The following is a 14,297-nucleotide window of genomic DNA, read 5'->3' as shown; positions in this document are numbered from 1 at the left end:
CCCGGCATTCAATCCGGGCACCCGAAGGCAGAGTGGAAGGATGCTTCAGCGCATGCGGAAGACCACGACCCTGCGGTCCAGACGGCGGGCAGCTTCGTTACCATCGGCCGGAGCGGCGGCTTCGGCTTCACCTTGGCCCACAGGCATGAGCCGCTCACCACTCACACCATGGTTCACCAGTTCCCGTGCGATACGCTCCGCACGTTCCTGAGAGAGAAGGAGGTTCTGTCCATAATCACCTTCGGCCGAGGCATGGCCTTCGATGACGAAGGTGTCCTTGCCGAGCTCCGGTGCCTTCATGGCGTTGGCCATGTCGATGACAAGGTCATATGAATAGGCGTCGGCAAAGTCCGTGGAGCCCTGGCGGAAGAGGATGGCATCCGTGCTGATGGCCGAATCCGGATCAACGCTGTAGGAGACCGCATACGCATCCCCAGTAGTATAGGAAGCGGGGACATCGTTCTGGTAACGTCCCTGCTCCGGTGCTGGCGGCCTGACGGTGTACGTGCTTTGTGCGTGAGGCACGAGCTGGACGCGGTTGAGCTGCTGGGAGGCGACGATGACTGGCGGGATCTCCTGCATGGAGGAGTAGCGGATCACCCGGCGGTTCCCTTCGTAAAACTGCGTGCGCCGCTGGGTCTCGACGGTATCGAAGATTCTTTGTTCGCGATAGCCCCGACCGGAAGGCACCTGCTGCGGGGCCCGGCCCTGGAAACGTTCGACGATGGTAGTGACGGCGCGTTCGCGGTCCTGCTGGGTTCTGCCCACTTCCTCGACAGAGGGACGGTAGCCAGGCCTGAAGTTGTCTGGACGGCGCCTTGGATCGCCACGGTCAGGACGATCATTGGAATCAACTCTAACGGCGCCACCACCGAGGATGTTCAGAAGCAGGCGCTTGGCGGCGTCCGGGCTGTCAATTTTTCGCGCCTGTTCGGCATCAGCGCGGCGGTCACGCTTGGGCTCATCTTCGAGCACCTTTGCCGTTTCCTGCGTCGGCGGCTTCTGGGCGGCCGGGCGCTCAGGCCGTTCGGTGGCTTTCGGCTCGCCTGGAACTTCGGGTGTCGTGGTCACGGCAGGCATCGGAGTGCCAGGGGCTGGCGGCACCGGGTTGGCTGTTTCTGGCCCAGGGGCCTTCGAATCGCCAGGGCGTCCAGGCCGCTCGCGTCCTTTTGGACGTTGGCCGGATTTCGGTTCGCCGGGGGCTTCGGGCGTCGTCGTGACGGCAGGCATGGGAGTAGCCGGAGCAGGCGCGGCCGTGGTGCCTGGGTTCGCGGGTGGCGTGCTGGGCGTAGACGGTGGAGTGTCGGTGGTGCCTGGGGTCGCGGGTGGCGAACCTGGGGTCGCGGGTGGCGAACCTGGGGTCGCGGGTGGCGAACCTGGGGTGGCAGGTGGCGTGCCGGGCACATCCCGACCTTTGGTCCGGCCCTTGCCCTTGCCTTTGCCGCGATCAGCCGGTGGCGTCTCCGCAGGTTCATCCGAACGTCCCGAAGGCTTGTCCGTGCGTGAGGCCGGTGCCGGGCGCTCGGGAGGAGTGGGTGGATTGGTTTCCGGAGCGGCGCCCGGTGGTGCCGGCACCCGTTCTGGAGGCGCACCGGGTTGATCAATGGCATCAGGCGGACCACGGCGTTTAGTGCCAGGAGGGCCATCCCGTTTGCTGCCAGGCCTGTCGGGGCGATCCACTCCCGGTGTTGCAGGTTTCTCCGGCCGGCCAGGCACAGCAGGTTCGGCTGCAGGAGGCTGGTCAGGGGTCACGGGGCGGGGCGCAACGGTTTCAGGTGCCGGAACGGGCGCCTTTGGCACGAGGGGCTTTTCGTCCTCTGGAGGAGGAGGGGTGGTCTGCGCCACCGCCAGGAATGGAAAGGCAAGTGTGGCGAAGGCGAATAGGATGAAACGTTTCATAGTGGTAAGGTGCGGGGCGTGTCGGTGATTCAGGCTAGTGTGTGGCGGTGGGGCGTTTCCATGGGGATTAACCCTGCCTTGAGGATTGAAAGGCACAGTGGCGAAACAATGGACCGCGGCAGGCCTTGCCTGCTCATGATCAGCCGCTGCTTCCTTATCGCATCTCCAGCCGACACAGGCCCTGCCCGGAGGCGTTTTTCTTTTTCACTGCTCTTGGCAGGCCGACCGAGCAGAGCCTTGCCGTCACTCAGCCGCTGCCGGAAGAAAGCGTTCGGCGATGCGATCGACGCCGAGGTGTTTGCCTTCAACCGGCTTGAAGGTCTTGGTCGATGCGTCCCAACCGGTCTGCGCGGGATAGGGATAGAGGGGCATTTCAAAAGTCGCGGCGGGCTTGTCTTTTTCGACGTGGCGACCTAACAAAGAGGTGGGTGGGGTGGATGGCTGGCTTTCGCGCCAGGTGCGGACGGCTTCGAGGAGGTTGGGCGGTTGATTGATGCCAGGGCCGCCGCCGTGGGCGAGGCCGGGGACGACATAAAATTGGAAGGAGGACTGGGCTTTCTCCAGGCTGCCTGCACGCTCGATGACGCGCTCGTAGTAGTCGATGGAGGCGTGATAAGGGACGACGGAGTCGGCGGTGCCGAGGGTCATAATGAGCTTGCCACCACGCGCGGCGAAGGCGCTGAGGTCGGGGTTCACGGCGTTGAGATACGGCGCGAGCTTGGCGGTGTAGGTGTCAATGTCAGCGCCGAAGTTGATGTCCTCGACTTTCTTGTCTTTGCCGAAGACCCACTGGAAAAGATACAGGTGACCATGCGCAGCAAGGATGGAACTGCCGAGAGGGATGCCGTTGAAGAGGCGCTCGCCCGTGACGGCGTGGCGCGGGCCATCGAAGAGTTTGGTTAACGCAGCCGCGTGGGTGTCGGTGAGGGTGGAGTCTTTCTTCCGGGCGAGGGTGATGACGGCCTGGATGTCTTCTTTCGTGCAGCGTGGATCCGAGACGAACTTGCCAGCGGCGAGGGGGACTTTTTCGCGCGCAGCCATGAACTCGTTCGCGGCAGCGATGAGGGTGGCGTCCTGCGCCGGAGTGATGGGGCACTGCTTCAGGATCTGGTCGTTCCAAAGGAAGTAGGCATGCAAGGGTGTGCGGCAGTGCGCGGCGACGGCGCCAGCGATGCCATCGTAGTCTTCAGGATAGCGCTGGGCCTCCTGCAGGGCCTGCTGGCCGCCGGTGGAGCCGCCGCTGAAGTAGGAGAACTCCGGGCCGCGACCGTAATGCGCGCGGACGAGTTGCTTGCCCACAACCGTCATGAGGTGGGTGGCGCGATACCCAAAGTCTTTCCACACTTCTGGATTGCCGATGCCGGAATCCGGATTGGGTGCCGTGCCCATGTCCGTGGTGACGACGGCATAACCCGCGGCGCTCATGCTGGAGAGACCGGCGGGATTGATCTTGCCCGCCGCACCGCCATTGCCGAGACCGAGGAAGCGGTTGTTCCACTTCTCCGCATCCGGCAGCCAGACTTCGACGAGGATGTTCGAGCCTTTCGCGGGATTGAGTGTGAGCTTGATGATGGTGCGCGTGGCGGTGGGATCGCGCTCAACACTGGTAATGGTGCCGTGATCGATGGAGACGGAGCGGAGAGCGGCGAGTTTGGCCTCAGCAGGCTGCGCGGGTGTTTGGCTGAAGGCTGGAGAGAGCGCGAGGAGAACCGCCAGGGTGAGGGTGCGCGTCTTGGGCATGCGATAGATCATGAGGTGAAATTAGGCGGGTTGGTGGGGTGGAGTCGAGTGCGCAGTGGGCGGACTGAAAATTGTAAACTGAAAACTGAAAACTGAAAATTGGATGGGACGAAGAACGGGGTGATGGATGGGGGCGCGAGCTCCGATCCAGAGCGCCAGAGGACAGGCGCAGTCCAGGACGCTGCGCGACCCCGAGAGCGATGGGTGGGGGTGAGGACTGGGGAGACTTCGGTTCTGCACAGAGGACTGCACGGACCACTCCGCGGGTGATGCGCTCTGTCGGAGTGAAGCCTTTAGGCGATCTGGGGGCTCGGGGATTTTGCGTGGGCGTCTCCAGATCGGCTAAAGCCTTCACTCCAACTTATCGGAACGCGCCTTGGTTGCATGCGAGGCGTTTGGAGCCGCGCCCTATCCAGTTATACTACCAAAGGTTTATTGTTGTGCATGAAGTGAGGGCTAGTCTCCGCGTCCCAAACCAAAAACGTCAAAGCCCCCCTAACCATGAATTTCGAAACCTTGCAGCTTCACGCCGGACAGGAGACCGACCCCATCACAGGTTCACGCGCTGTGCCGATCCACCAGACGACGGCTTATCAATTTCAAAGCTCCGGGCACGGGGCGAAGCTCTTTGCCCTGCAGGAGTTCGGCTTCATCTACACGCGTCTGATGAATCCTACGACGGATGTCTTTGAGAAGCGTGTGGCCGCTTTGGAAGGCGGTGTGGCGGCGCTGGCGACGGCTTCCGGGCACTCGGCGCAGTTCATCGCCATCAACAACATCGCCACGGTGGGCGACAACTTTGTCACGACCTCGCATCTCTACGGCGGCTCCTACAACCAGTTTAAAAACTCGTTCAAGGGCATCGGCGTGGAGGCACGCTTTGCCGATGGTGTGAAGGTGGAGAGCTATGAGCCGCTGATCGATGCGAAGACGAAGGCCATCTACCTGGAAACGATCGGCAATCCCGGCCTCACAGTGCCGGATTTCGAGGCCTTTGTGGCCCTGGCGACGAAGCATGATCTGCCGCTGATCGTGGACAACACCTTTGGTGCAGGCGGAGCGATCTGCCAGCCGCTGAAGCATGGCGCGCATGTGGTGGTGGAGTCGGCCACGAAGTGGATCGGTGGACATGGCACGAGCATGGGCGGCGTCATTGTGGATGGCGGCACCTATGACTGGGGAAATGGCAAGTATCCGCAGTTCACCTCCCCTTCCCCGAGCTATCATGGCCTGGTGATGAATGATGTCTTTGGTCTGGAGGGACCGTTTGGAAACATCCAGTACATCATCCGCTGCCGTGTCGAGGGCCTGCGTGACTGGGGTCCATGTCAGAGCCCGTTCAATTCCTTCCTGCTCCTGCAGGGCCTGGAGACTCTGTCTCTGCGGGTGGAACGCACCTGTGACAATGCCCTGGCGCTGGCGGAGTGGCTGGTCGCACAGACTGAGGTGGAGTCCGTGAACTATCCAGGCCTGCCGGATCACCCGACTCATGCGAGCGCGAAGAAGTATCTGACGCGTGGTTTTGGCGGCGTGCTTTCCTTTGTGCTGAAGGGTGATCGCGCCCGTGCGGAGAAGTTCGTCAACAGCCTCAAGCTGATCTCGCATCTGGCGAATGTAGGCGATGCCAAGACACTGATCATCCACCCGGCCTCCACCACGCATTCGCAGCTCTCCGCTGCGGAGCAGGAGCGTGCGGGTGTGCAGCCGGGCATGCTTCGCATCTCGCTGGGCATCGAGCACATCGAAGACATCCGCGCGGACATCACCCAGGCGCTGAAGGCCTGAAGGCTTTAGCCCTGCCGCCCCCGGATCTCGAGGAGCTGCTTCATGACGTGATGCAGCTTCCCGCTCCAGTCCGCCGAACCAAAAGCATCGTGAAGAGTGCGGTAGAGGGTGTAGAGCTCAGCGTAGATGGCGACGTTTTCGGGGATGGGGTGATACACCTTCTCGCGGACGGCGGTGACTTTGGACTGAAGGTCCTGCCAGGTGCCGGCTCCGGCGGCGGCAGCGCCGAAGATGGCGGCACCGAGGGCGCAGGTCTGCTCGCTCTGGCTCACCTTCATGGGCTTGCCAATGATGTCGGCGTAGATCTGCATGAGAGTGGCGTTCTTGATGGAGAGGCCGCCGGTGTTGATGACTTCCTCGATCTTCACGCCGTATTCCTCCACGCGCTTGATGATGGTGAGAGCACCGAAGGCGGTGGCCTCGATGTAAGCGCGGTAGATCTCATGGGCCTGGGTGTGGAGGGTCTGGCCTAACAAGAGGCCCGTCAGACGCACATCGACCAGGATGGTTCGGTTGCCGTTGTTCCAATCGAGCGCGAGCAGGCCGGTGGCGCCGGGTTTCTGGCCTTCCATGGCTTTCTCCATGGCGACGAACTTCTCACCGACGGTCTTGCCATAGCTCTCGGGCACGAGGTGATTGACGAGCCAGAGGAAGAGATCGCCCACAGCGCTCTGGCCGGCCTCGATGCCGTAGTGGCCGGGGAGCACGCTGCCATTGACGATGCCGCACACACCCGGGATGTCTGCCAGCGGCTTGCTGGTGGGTGAGACCATGATGTCACAGGTGCTGGTGCCGAGGATCTTCACCAGTGTACCTTCTTTGATGCCTGCACCGACGGCGCCGGTGTGTGCATCAAAGGCTCCAACACACACAGCCGTGCCTTCAGTTAGGCCGAGGCGGGCGGCCCAGGCAGCGCAGAGGCCACCGACTTTCGTGTCGGTGGTGTGGGCTTCGGCGTAGAGTCGATCGCGCAGATCGGCGAGCTTGGGATCGAGCTTCGAGAGGAACTCTTTGTCCGGCAGGCCACCCCATTCGGTGCTGAACATGGCCTTGTGACCCGCGGCGCAGACGCTGCGCTTCAGCGTGAGTGGGTTGGTATCGCCGGTCAGTACAGCGGGGATCCAGTCACAATGCTCGACGAAGCTGTAAGCGGCCTCGAAGACCTGGGCATCGACACGACGAAGGCGGAGGATCTTGCTCCAGAACCATTCGCTGGAATAGATGCCGCCGCACTTGGCCATGATGTTAGGCCGGATCTCGTTGCCGAGCTTGGTGATCTCCGCTGCCTCGGCGTGGCCTGTGTGGTCTTTCCACAGCCAGACCATGGCGTTGAGCTTACCTTTGAACTCAGGAAGCAGGCCGAGCGGCGTGCCGTCCTTGTTCACCGGAATCGGAGTGCTGCCGGTGGTGTCCACACCAATGCCGACGACTTGCGCCGCCTCAAAGCCCGGAATCTTTTCCTTCGCCTGTTGCAAGGCACCGCGAGTCACGGCCTCAAGGCCATCCAAGTAGTCCTGCGGGTTTTGCCGGGCCACATGCGGGTCCTTGGGATCAAGCAGGATGCCCATTTCACCGCTGGGGTAGTTGAAGACGGTGCTGCCGACCTCCGCGCCGTTGTCGAGGTCGATGAGGAGGGAGCGGCAGGAGTTCGTGCCGTAGTCGATACCAAGGGCGTAGCGTTTCATGCGAGAGCGTGGCTGGGACAGAAGGTTGGAAAAAGTGCGCCGATAGTGCGCAGTCACATCCCCCATGGCGAGCGAAAACCGGACACGGTTTCTGATCTCGATGCCTCAGTTTTTGACCGCTATTGATCGAGCACGGGAGACGCGGGAAACACGGAAGGTCTCAGAGTCCTTTGGGTAGAGCGCCTTCGGTGATGATGACCTTCTGAATCAGGAGAGGAGAGTTGCTCGCTGAAGGCTTGCCTGAAAAGGCGGGATAGTATTTGAGATACACAGGCGCGGGCTGGTCCGCATCCACCGTGATGCCCGAGCCGACCAGCAGCAGCCAGCCGTCCTTGCAGGTACCCAGGTCGGGAAAGAGGAAGGTGCGGATCTCGCCGCCAGAGCGGCAGACGAAGCTGCCGATGGCGCGGACTTGGTCCGGCGCGCTGCGAACGAGGGCGGTGATGCTGATCGTCTTGCCCGAGATGGAGGCGGTCTCCTCCTTGGTGAGGACTTTCATCAGGGAAGCCTGCACGCTGCCATTGGGACGGATGGCGATGGCCTTGTCCACCATCTCCGTGGTAGCGTCCCCCTCGAGTTTCCAATCCGCAGGAAGGCTGGTGGTGAAGTCACTGCGGACAAGGCTTTCACCCGTCATGGCAGGCCAGGATGGAGTGGTGAAAGCTGCATTTAGCGCAGCACTGGTCCAGGAGGCGAAGAGCGCATCCGCCACGAGTTGCGCGCCCTTGCTGTTGGCTGCGCTGTCACTGGGATGGATGGCATCGTTAGGCCGGTAGAGGTCAGCGGTCTTTCCTGCGGTAATGAAAGCGCTGTTCGAATCGATGAGAGTGATGGAAGGCTGCGCGGCGGCGGCGGTCTCGATGGACTGGAAGATGGTTTTGTATTCGTCGCCATTCTTCCACGGGTTCTGATTCGTGATCGCCTGCGGCACGCCGGGCCACTTCAGCGAGGTCATGCCAATGGCAGCGAGGAACATGCCACGACCACTGCTGCGATCACCCGCCAGCGATTGCGGGAAGCCGCGCATGTTATGACCATGATGCAGGATGCAAACATCAGGAGTGGGAATCGCATCAATGGCCTTCGCACGTCTGGCACCTGCAAACATGTCCGAAGCCACCGAGCCAGGTAGTGTCGCGAGGCATACGTTGAGTGTGGCTTTGCCGGTCTCACGCAGCGTCTCGGCAGGCTCATACTCTTTGGGACCGGTGGGCTTGCCCTTGTTCCATTCCGCCCAGCGGTGAAGGATCACCTTGCAGTCCATCGCATCGCCAATGGCCTTGGCGAAGAGATAGTAGGGACCGTGCTTCTCGTAGCTCGTGCTATCGCCATTGATAAAGAGCACCGCGTCCTTGCCCGCAGCGAGCTTCGTCTTGATCGGCGAGAAGGCATTCGCCACGGAGGATTCAGCACCGAGAGTCCAAAGAGGCAGGTGCGAGAGAGCGGTCGTGGCGAGGAAATGGCGGCGATGCATGTTGCGGCAGAATGGAGCGCGGGGATCCCATCACGCCAGCAGAGAACGCACGACTTGTCCACCCTCGGTGATGAACATCATCCGCCGAGGCTAGTTCAACCTAGCGCTCGGACAGAGCGTCGTTGTGACTCGACTTATCTCCGCTTCTTCTTACCCTTACCGCGGAGGATGGCTCGGGCCTTGTCTTCTTCGTCCAGCACGGTGGTGTACTTGTAGCTGAAGCCTTCGAGCTTCTTGCGCTCGATCTTCTGATTGATGAGGCGCTCGATGCTGGCAACGTAAGGCAGTTCTTCGGCGGAGAAGAGGGTGTAGGCATCACCTTCCTTCTTCGCACGACCGGTACGGCCGATGCGATGCACGTAGTCTTCGGAGTTCTCAGGCACCATCACATTGATGACGTGCGTGACACCGCTGACGTCCAGACCGCGCGCAGCGAGGTCGGTGGCCACGATGATCTCGAACTCACCACTGCGGAAGCCTTGAAGCGCTTTCTCACGCTCCTTCTGGCTGATGTCCGAATGCATGACGGCGACCTTGTATTCCTCAGTCTGCTTCAGAGAGGAGTAGATCTGGTCCGCCTGTGCCTTCGTGCGGGTGAAGATCATGAGGCTGTTGAAGTGGGTCTGCTTCAAGATGGCGAGCAGGAGCTCTTCACGCTGATCGCTGGCCACGGGATACATGTAGTGGCTCACGGTTTCCGCAGGCGAGAAGCGGATGCCGACCTCGACACTGATGGGGTCCTTCAGCGCGAACTCCGCGAGGCTCTTGATCTGCGGAGGCATGGTGGCGGAGAAGAAGAGCGTCTGGCGGCTCTTCGGCGTGCTTTCCACAATGCGGCGCACGTCAGGGAGGAAGCCCATGTCCAGCATGCGGTCCACCTCATCGAGCACGAGCACTTCGAGGTTCTTCATGTTCGCGGTGCCATCGCTCATGAAGTCAAGCAAACGGCCAGGAGTGGCGACAACGACGTCAACGCCTTCCTGAAGAGCCTTGCGCTGCTTTTCATAACCGACACCGCCATAAATGGCGATGACGCGAAGGCCGGTGTGCTTGCCGTATTTTTCAAACTGCTCCACGACCTGGAGGGCAAGCTCACGAGTCGGCTCAAGCACAAGACAGCGGAAGTTTCCAGGAGGGCCGAGGCGGCTGAGGGTGGGGAGGGCAAAGGCGGCGGTCTTGCCCGTGCCGGTCTGGGAAGCGCCGATGACGTCCTTCAACTCAAGCACGAGCGGGATGGCACGCTGCTGGATCTCGGTGGGGTTCTCGTAACCGGACTCACGGATAGAGGCCAGCACGGAGGGGCTCAGGCCGAGGGCTTCAAAAGCCGGAGGAAACGGACCTTCCGGCACAGGCGGTGCGGGTGGTGGTGGCTGGGCCTCGAAATTCTGAATGGGAGCGCGCTTTTCTTTCTCCTCACCACCACGTCCGCCACGACGCGGACCACGATCACCTTCGCGGCGTGGGCCACGGTCGCCACGCTCTGGGCGGTCGCCACGGGGTTCACGTTCTGGACGTGGGCCGCGATCAGCGCGAGGTTCGCGCTCAGGACGCGGGCCGCGATCACCCTCACGACGCGGACGGTCATCACGGCGGGGACGCTCGGGGCGCTCAGCACGGGGTTCTCCTTCTTTATGATCGCGTGAAGGAGAGTAGTCATCCTTATGAGGCCGGGCATGCGGGTGCAGCTTGGCAGGCTCATGCGGGTGACCTTCGGCGGCATCGTGAGACTTCTCCGCAGAGTGACCCTTTTTCTTATTGTCGAGGCCGATGGCTTTCTTCAGCTTGTCCTTGAGACGGCTGATGAGGGAGGGTTTCTTTTTCGGCTCGGAATGACGGCTGGCGCTCACGTTTAGGAAATGGGGAGTAAAAATTCGGAAAGAGTTCTATCGGCCACGATGGCAGCGAATGCAAACAGGAGAGTCTGGAGGGGCATTTTGATGCTGGCGGGGCTCGCAGTCCACGCTTAAAGAGAGTCAGTCTCACTAATCATGCTCATCCGCGCCGTTCTCGCCTCTTTGTCCCTTGCCGGGACGCTTTTCGCCCAGGAGGTCTCCGTCTCCCCTGCCCCACCTGCTGCGCCGGCCCCCGCTCTGCCCTCTGCGCCAGCGGCCCAACCAGCCAATCCAGGTCCCGCTCTGCCAGGGTCTTCCGTCGCAGAACCACCTGCCCCCACGCCCAAGAAGGAGAGGCCAAACATCATCCTGATCCTGGCTGATGACCTGGGTTACTCGGATCTGGGCTGTTTTGGCAGCACCACCATCCGCACGCCGAACCTGGACAAAATGGCCACGCAGGGCACGAAATTCACCTCCTTCTATGTTACGCAGGCGGTGTGCAGCGCCTCACGCGCTGCGCTCATGAGCAGCAGCTACCCGAACCGTGTGTCCATGCAGGGCGCGCTGAACCACACCAGCAAAGAGGGCATCAACCCGGACGAGCTTTTGCTGCCGGAGATCCTGAAACAGCAGGGCTACACCTGCGGCGCGCTGGGCAAGTGGCACCTCGGCACCACGCCCATGTATTCGCCCATCAAACACGGCTTTGATGAGTTCTGGGGCATTCCTTACTCGAACGATAACAGCAAGTTCCACCCCAGCCTCGCGGCGGAGATGCCTCCCCTGCCCCTCTACGAGGACGAGCAGGTCATTGAGACGGATCCTGACCAGAGCAAGTTCACCCGCCGCATCACCGAGAAGGCGGTGAGCTTCATCCGCCGTCATGAGGAGAAGCCCTTCTTCCTCTATGTGCCGCACATCATGCCGCATGTGCCCATCTTTGCGTCCGAGCGCTTTCACGGGAAATCGCCGAACGGCCTGTATGCCGATGTGGTGGAGGAGCTGGACTGGAGCGTGGGCATGATCCTCGCCGCGGTGCAGCAGGCAGGCATCGCGGAGAAGACCATCGTCATGTTCTTCTCCGACAACGGCCCCTTCCTCAGCTATGGCAATCACGCGGGCAATGCCAAGCCGCTGCGTGAGGGCAAGCTGACCAGCTATGAGGGCGGCGTGCGCGTGCCCTTCATCGTCAAATGGCCCGGCAAAGTGCCTGCGGGCAAGGTCTGCGATGAGCCGGTCACCGAGATGGACATCCTGCCCACGCTCTCGGCCTGGCTGGGAGCGCCTGCGCCGGAAAAGAAGACGGATGGCAAGAACGTGTTGGATCTTTGGTTCGGCAAAGAAGGTGCGAAATCACCGCATGAGGCCATTGTCTTCTACGCGGGCAATGAGCTGCAGGCCATCCGCAGCGGCGACTGGAAGCTGCACTTCGCTCATCCTTATATCACCGTCACGGGTGAGCCGGGCAAAGACGGCAAGCCTTCCAACTTCGAGAACATGAAGCCCGCCGCCATCACGCAAAGCGGCATCGAAGGCATCGCCACGCGGCACGGTTACCAGGTGGCCCAACAGGAACTCGCCCTGTACAATCTGAAGGACGATGTGGCCGAGTCCAAGGACGTCAGCGCGGCACATCCCGAAGAGGTCGAGCGCCTGAAGAAGCTCGCGGAGCCTTTTCGTACGCAGCTTGGGGATGCTCTTACAGGTGCCAAAGGCACGGAAGTGAGGCCTGCCGGGAAGGACGAGCCAAAGCCTGAGGCTGCCAAGCCTGATACAGCTCCGAAAGCACCAGAGCAGTCAACTCCTTCAGCCGAGGCCAAGCCGGAACAGCGGCGATTCCGCACCTGACTTTCTCCCAGGCCCGTGCCACTTTCAGCGCATGCCTGATCTCCTCACGCTTGCCCAGGGTGTTGCTGAACGCGCCTACGCGCCCTATTCGAAGTATCAAGTAGGCTGCGCGTTGGAGACCTCTTCAGGGAAAATCATCACCGGCTGCAATGTGGAGAATGCCAGCTACGGCCTAACCATCTGCGCGGAGAGAAATACCATTTTTCACGCCGTGGCGGAGGAGGGGCCTGGAATGAAAATCGCCCGCCTGAGCGTGATTTGTCTCGGGCATGAGTTCCCACCCTGTGGAGCATGCCGGCAGGTCATCGCTGAGTTTTCTCTGCCTGGAGGTGCCAGCGAGGTGACGTTCCTTCGGGATGGAAAACCCGTGACCATGACCATCGCCCAACTACTGCCCGAAACCTTCGCCCTGTGATGAAGACGCTTCTTCCCCTTCTCTTTGCGACCAGCACTTTTGCCGCGGACCTTGTGCAGCATGCACAGGAGCATCCGCAAGGTGATGCCGCTTACAGCTTTGATGTCTCCGCCTTGAAAAAGGACACGCGCGACCTGCCCATCGGAGTTTTCGACTCGGGTATCGGCGGGCTCACCGTGCTGGAAGCGATCCTAACCATCGATGCTTTTCACAATGAGACCCTGCAGCCCGGTGCCGATGGCAAGCCAGACTTTGCCAACGAGCGCTTCCAATACTTCGGCGATCAGGCCAACATGCCCTATGGCAACTATTCCAGTGCGGGCCGCACGGACTACCTGCGCGAGCTGATCGTCAAAGACGCCATCTTCCTGCTCGGCAGACGCTGGTTTGATCCAGACAAAAAAACGTTTCGTCAGGACAAGCCGCCGGTGAAAGCGCTCGTCATCGCCTGCAACACGGCGACGGCCTATGGGATCGATGACATTCGCGCTGCCCTGAAAACCTGGGAAGTGCCGGTGTTTGTCGTCGGTGTCGTGGAGGCCGGTGCACGCGGCGTGCAGAGCGCGCACAAGGAAGGCGCGGTCGGCGTGCTGGCCACAGTGGGCACCTGTGCCAGCGGCGCCTATCCACGCGTGATTGGACAAACTCTTGGTTTGGCCGGCCGCAGCGTGCCGACCATCACCCAGCAAGGCAGCGCCAATCTGGCCGGCGTGATCGAGGGTGATCCCGCCTTCAAAGAAAGCGTGACCGAACGCTGTGATATGGATGTACGCGCCTTGGTGGAAGCACACCAAAAGAGCGGCGTGGCCTCCCCACTCTCCACCGTGGTGCTCGGCTGCACGCACTTCCCTCTCGTCCAATCCGAGATCGACCATGCCTTTGCAGCCTTGAGGAAAGATGCGGCCTTGGAGAAGCTCATCGCCCCGAAGATCGCCTATGTGAATCCGGCCGAGTGGACGGCCCGCGAACTCTTCCGAGAGCTGGCCGCGGCGAAGATTCAGGCCAAGGATGCTCCGACAGCCAAGGACAGCTTCTACCTCTCCATCCCGAATCCTCAGCGCGCGGACATCCCGCTGACCGCCGATGGTGGATTGGAGAAGGAGTTCAAATACTCACGGTCACCCGGCGAGTTGAATCGTGAAGACAGCGTGAACGTGCCGATGACTTCCGCACGCATTCCAAGCACGACTCGGAAGCTGATTGAGACGAAGCTGCCGGAGGTGTGGAGGAGGCTTGGGAAGTAGTCTCAGCGCACTTCTCTGGCCGCCTCCGGAAGTGCACGGCGCAGACGGTTGTTTTCTGCTACCAATTCTCCGAGAAGCTCGTGAACGAGTTGATCACGCTTTCTCTGCTTATCCATTCGATCTGCCACAAGGAACAACGCTGCCATGCCGACCCAGAGGATGACACCCGGAAAAGCATCTTTGCCGCTCATCACGAGATAAGCAATCGCCCCTCCCAAATAGATGATGCAGGGAACCAGCGATCCCCACGACATCATGCCCTCCTTGCGGCGGAGCTTCAGAAGAAGCTCCGTGGTCCGTGGCACATCCGGGAGATCATCCCCATCGGGATGCGCTCCGGATGAGGATGAGGGATCTCGCGGCATGGCCTGC

10 protein-coding genes are annotated in these 14,297 nt (G+C 61.3%); 4 read left to right on the top strand and 6 right to left on the bottom strand.

Annotated features, from left to right (window positions below; translation table 11 throughout):
* Window positions 1-45: 45 nt before the first annotated feature.
* Together BGE01nite_RS20320 and BGE01nite_RS20315 are read right to left on the bottom strand one after the other, a co-directional pair.
* Window positions 46-1,899: an OmpA family protein gene (locus BGE01nite_RS20320; protein WP_146853076.1), complete on the bottom strand. Its 1,854-nt coding sequence runs from the start codon at window positions 1,897-1,899 to the stop codon at window positions 46-48.
* Window positions 1,900-2,142: 243 nt separating this feature from the next.
* Window positions 2,143-3,639: a tannase/feruloyl esterase family alpha/beta hydrolase gene (locus BGE01nite_RS20315; RefSeq protein WP_170266931.1), complete on the bottom strand. Its 1,497-nt coding sequence runs from the start codon at window positions 3,637-3,639 to the stop codon at window positions 2,143-2,145.
* Window positions 3,640-4,140: 501 nt separating this feature from the next.
* Here BGE01nite_RS20315 and BGE01nite_RS20310 point away from each other — a divergent pair.
* Window positions 4,141-5,424 carry an O-acetylhomoserine aminocarboxypropyltransferase/cysteine synthase family protein gene (locus BGE01nite_RS20310; RefSeq protein WP_146853072.1) on the top strand — a complete coding sequence of 428 codons (1,284 nt, stop codon included), beginning with the start codon at window positions 4,141-4,143 and terminating at the stop codon, window positions 5,422-5,424.
* A 5-nt stretch (window positions 5,425-5,429) separates the two neighbouring features.
* Here BGE01nite_RS20310 and BGE01nite_RS20305 read toward each other — a convergent pair whose 3' ends face one another.
* The 3 genes from BGE01nite_RS20305 to BGE01nite_RS20295 form a co-directional block, all read right to left on the bottom strand.
* Window positions 5,430-7,109, bottom strand: a complete 1,680-nt coding sequence (locus tag BGE01nite_RS20305) for a ribulokinase (RefSeq protein ID WP_146853070.1) — start codon at window positions 7,107-7,109, stop codon at window positions 5,430-5,432.
* A gap of 160 nt (window positions 7,110-7,269) precedes the next feature.
* Window positions 7,270-8,583 carry an SGNH/GDSL hydrolase family protein gene (locus tag BGE01nite_RS20300; RefSeq protein ID WP_146853068.1) on the bottom strand — a complete coding sequence of 438 codons (1,314 nt, stop codon included), beginning with the start codon at window positions 8,581-8,583 and terminating at the stop codon, window positions 7,270-7,272.
* 134 nt (window positions 8,584-8,717) lie between these two features.
* Entirely contained in the window at window positions 8,718-10,430 is a 1,713-nt protein-coding gene (locus BGE01nite_RS20295) for a DEAD/DEAH box helicase (RefSeq protein WP_246145767.1), read from the bottom strand.
* Between the two features lie 141 nt (window positions 10,431-10,571).
* Here BGE01nite_RS20295 and BGE01nite_RS20290 point away from each other — a divergent pair, with 141 nt between their 5' ends.
* Genes BGE01nite_RS20290 through BGE01nite_RS20280 form a run of 3 tightly spaced genes read left to right on the top strand, consistent with a single transcriptional unit; the run spans window position 10,572 to window position 13,925 of the window.
* Window positions 10,572-12,266, top strand: coding sequence for a sulfatase family protein (locus BGE01nite_RS20290; protein WP_218033047.1), 1,695 nt, complete (start codon window positions 10,572-10,574; stop codon window positions 12,264-12,266).
* Window positions 12,267-12,297: 31 nt separating this feature from the next.
* The gene (gene cdd, locus BGE01nite_RS20285; protein ID WP_146853066.1) at window positions 12,298-12,681 is read left to right on the top strand and encodes a cytidine deaminase; all 384 of its coding nucleotides are present in this window, start codon (window positions 12,298-12,300) and stop codon (window positions 12,679-12,681) included.
* Window positions 12,681-13,925 carry a glutamate racemase gene (locus BGE01nite_RS20280; RefSeq protein ID WP_146853064.1) on the top strand — a complete coding sequence of 415 codons (1,245 nt, stop codon included), beginning with the start codon at window positions 12,681-12,683 and terminating at the stop codon, window positions 13,923-13,925. The genes cdd and BGE01nite_RS20280 overlap by 1 nt, the downstream gene beginning before the upstream one ends.
* A 2-nt stretch (window positions 13,926-13,927) precedes the next feature.
* On the opposite strand, the gene BGE01nite_RS20275 is transcribed toward BGE01nite_RS20280, so the two are convergent.
* Window positions 13,928-14,290, bottom strand: a complete 363-nt coding sequence (locus BGE01nite_RS20275) for a hypothetical protein (protein WP_218033046.1) — start codon at window positions 14,288-14,290, stop codon at window positions 13,928-13,930.
* Between the last annotated feature and the right edge of the window lie 7 nt (window positions 14,291-14,297).

Origin of the sequence: Prosthecobacter gellanilyticus, assembly GCF_007992435.1 — a bacterium.
In the GTDB taxonomy this organism is placed as follows: Bacteria; Verrucomicrobiota; Verrucomicrobiia; order Verrucomicrobiales; family Verrucomicrobiaceae; genus Prosthecobacter; species Prosthecobacter gellanilyticus.
This window is presented reverse-complemented; position numbering and strand designations above follow the sequence as displayed.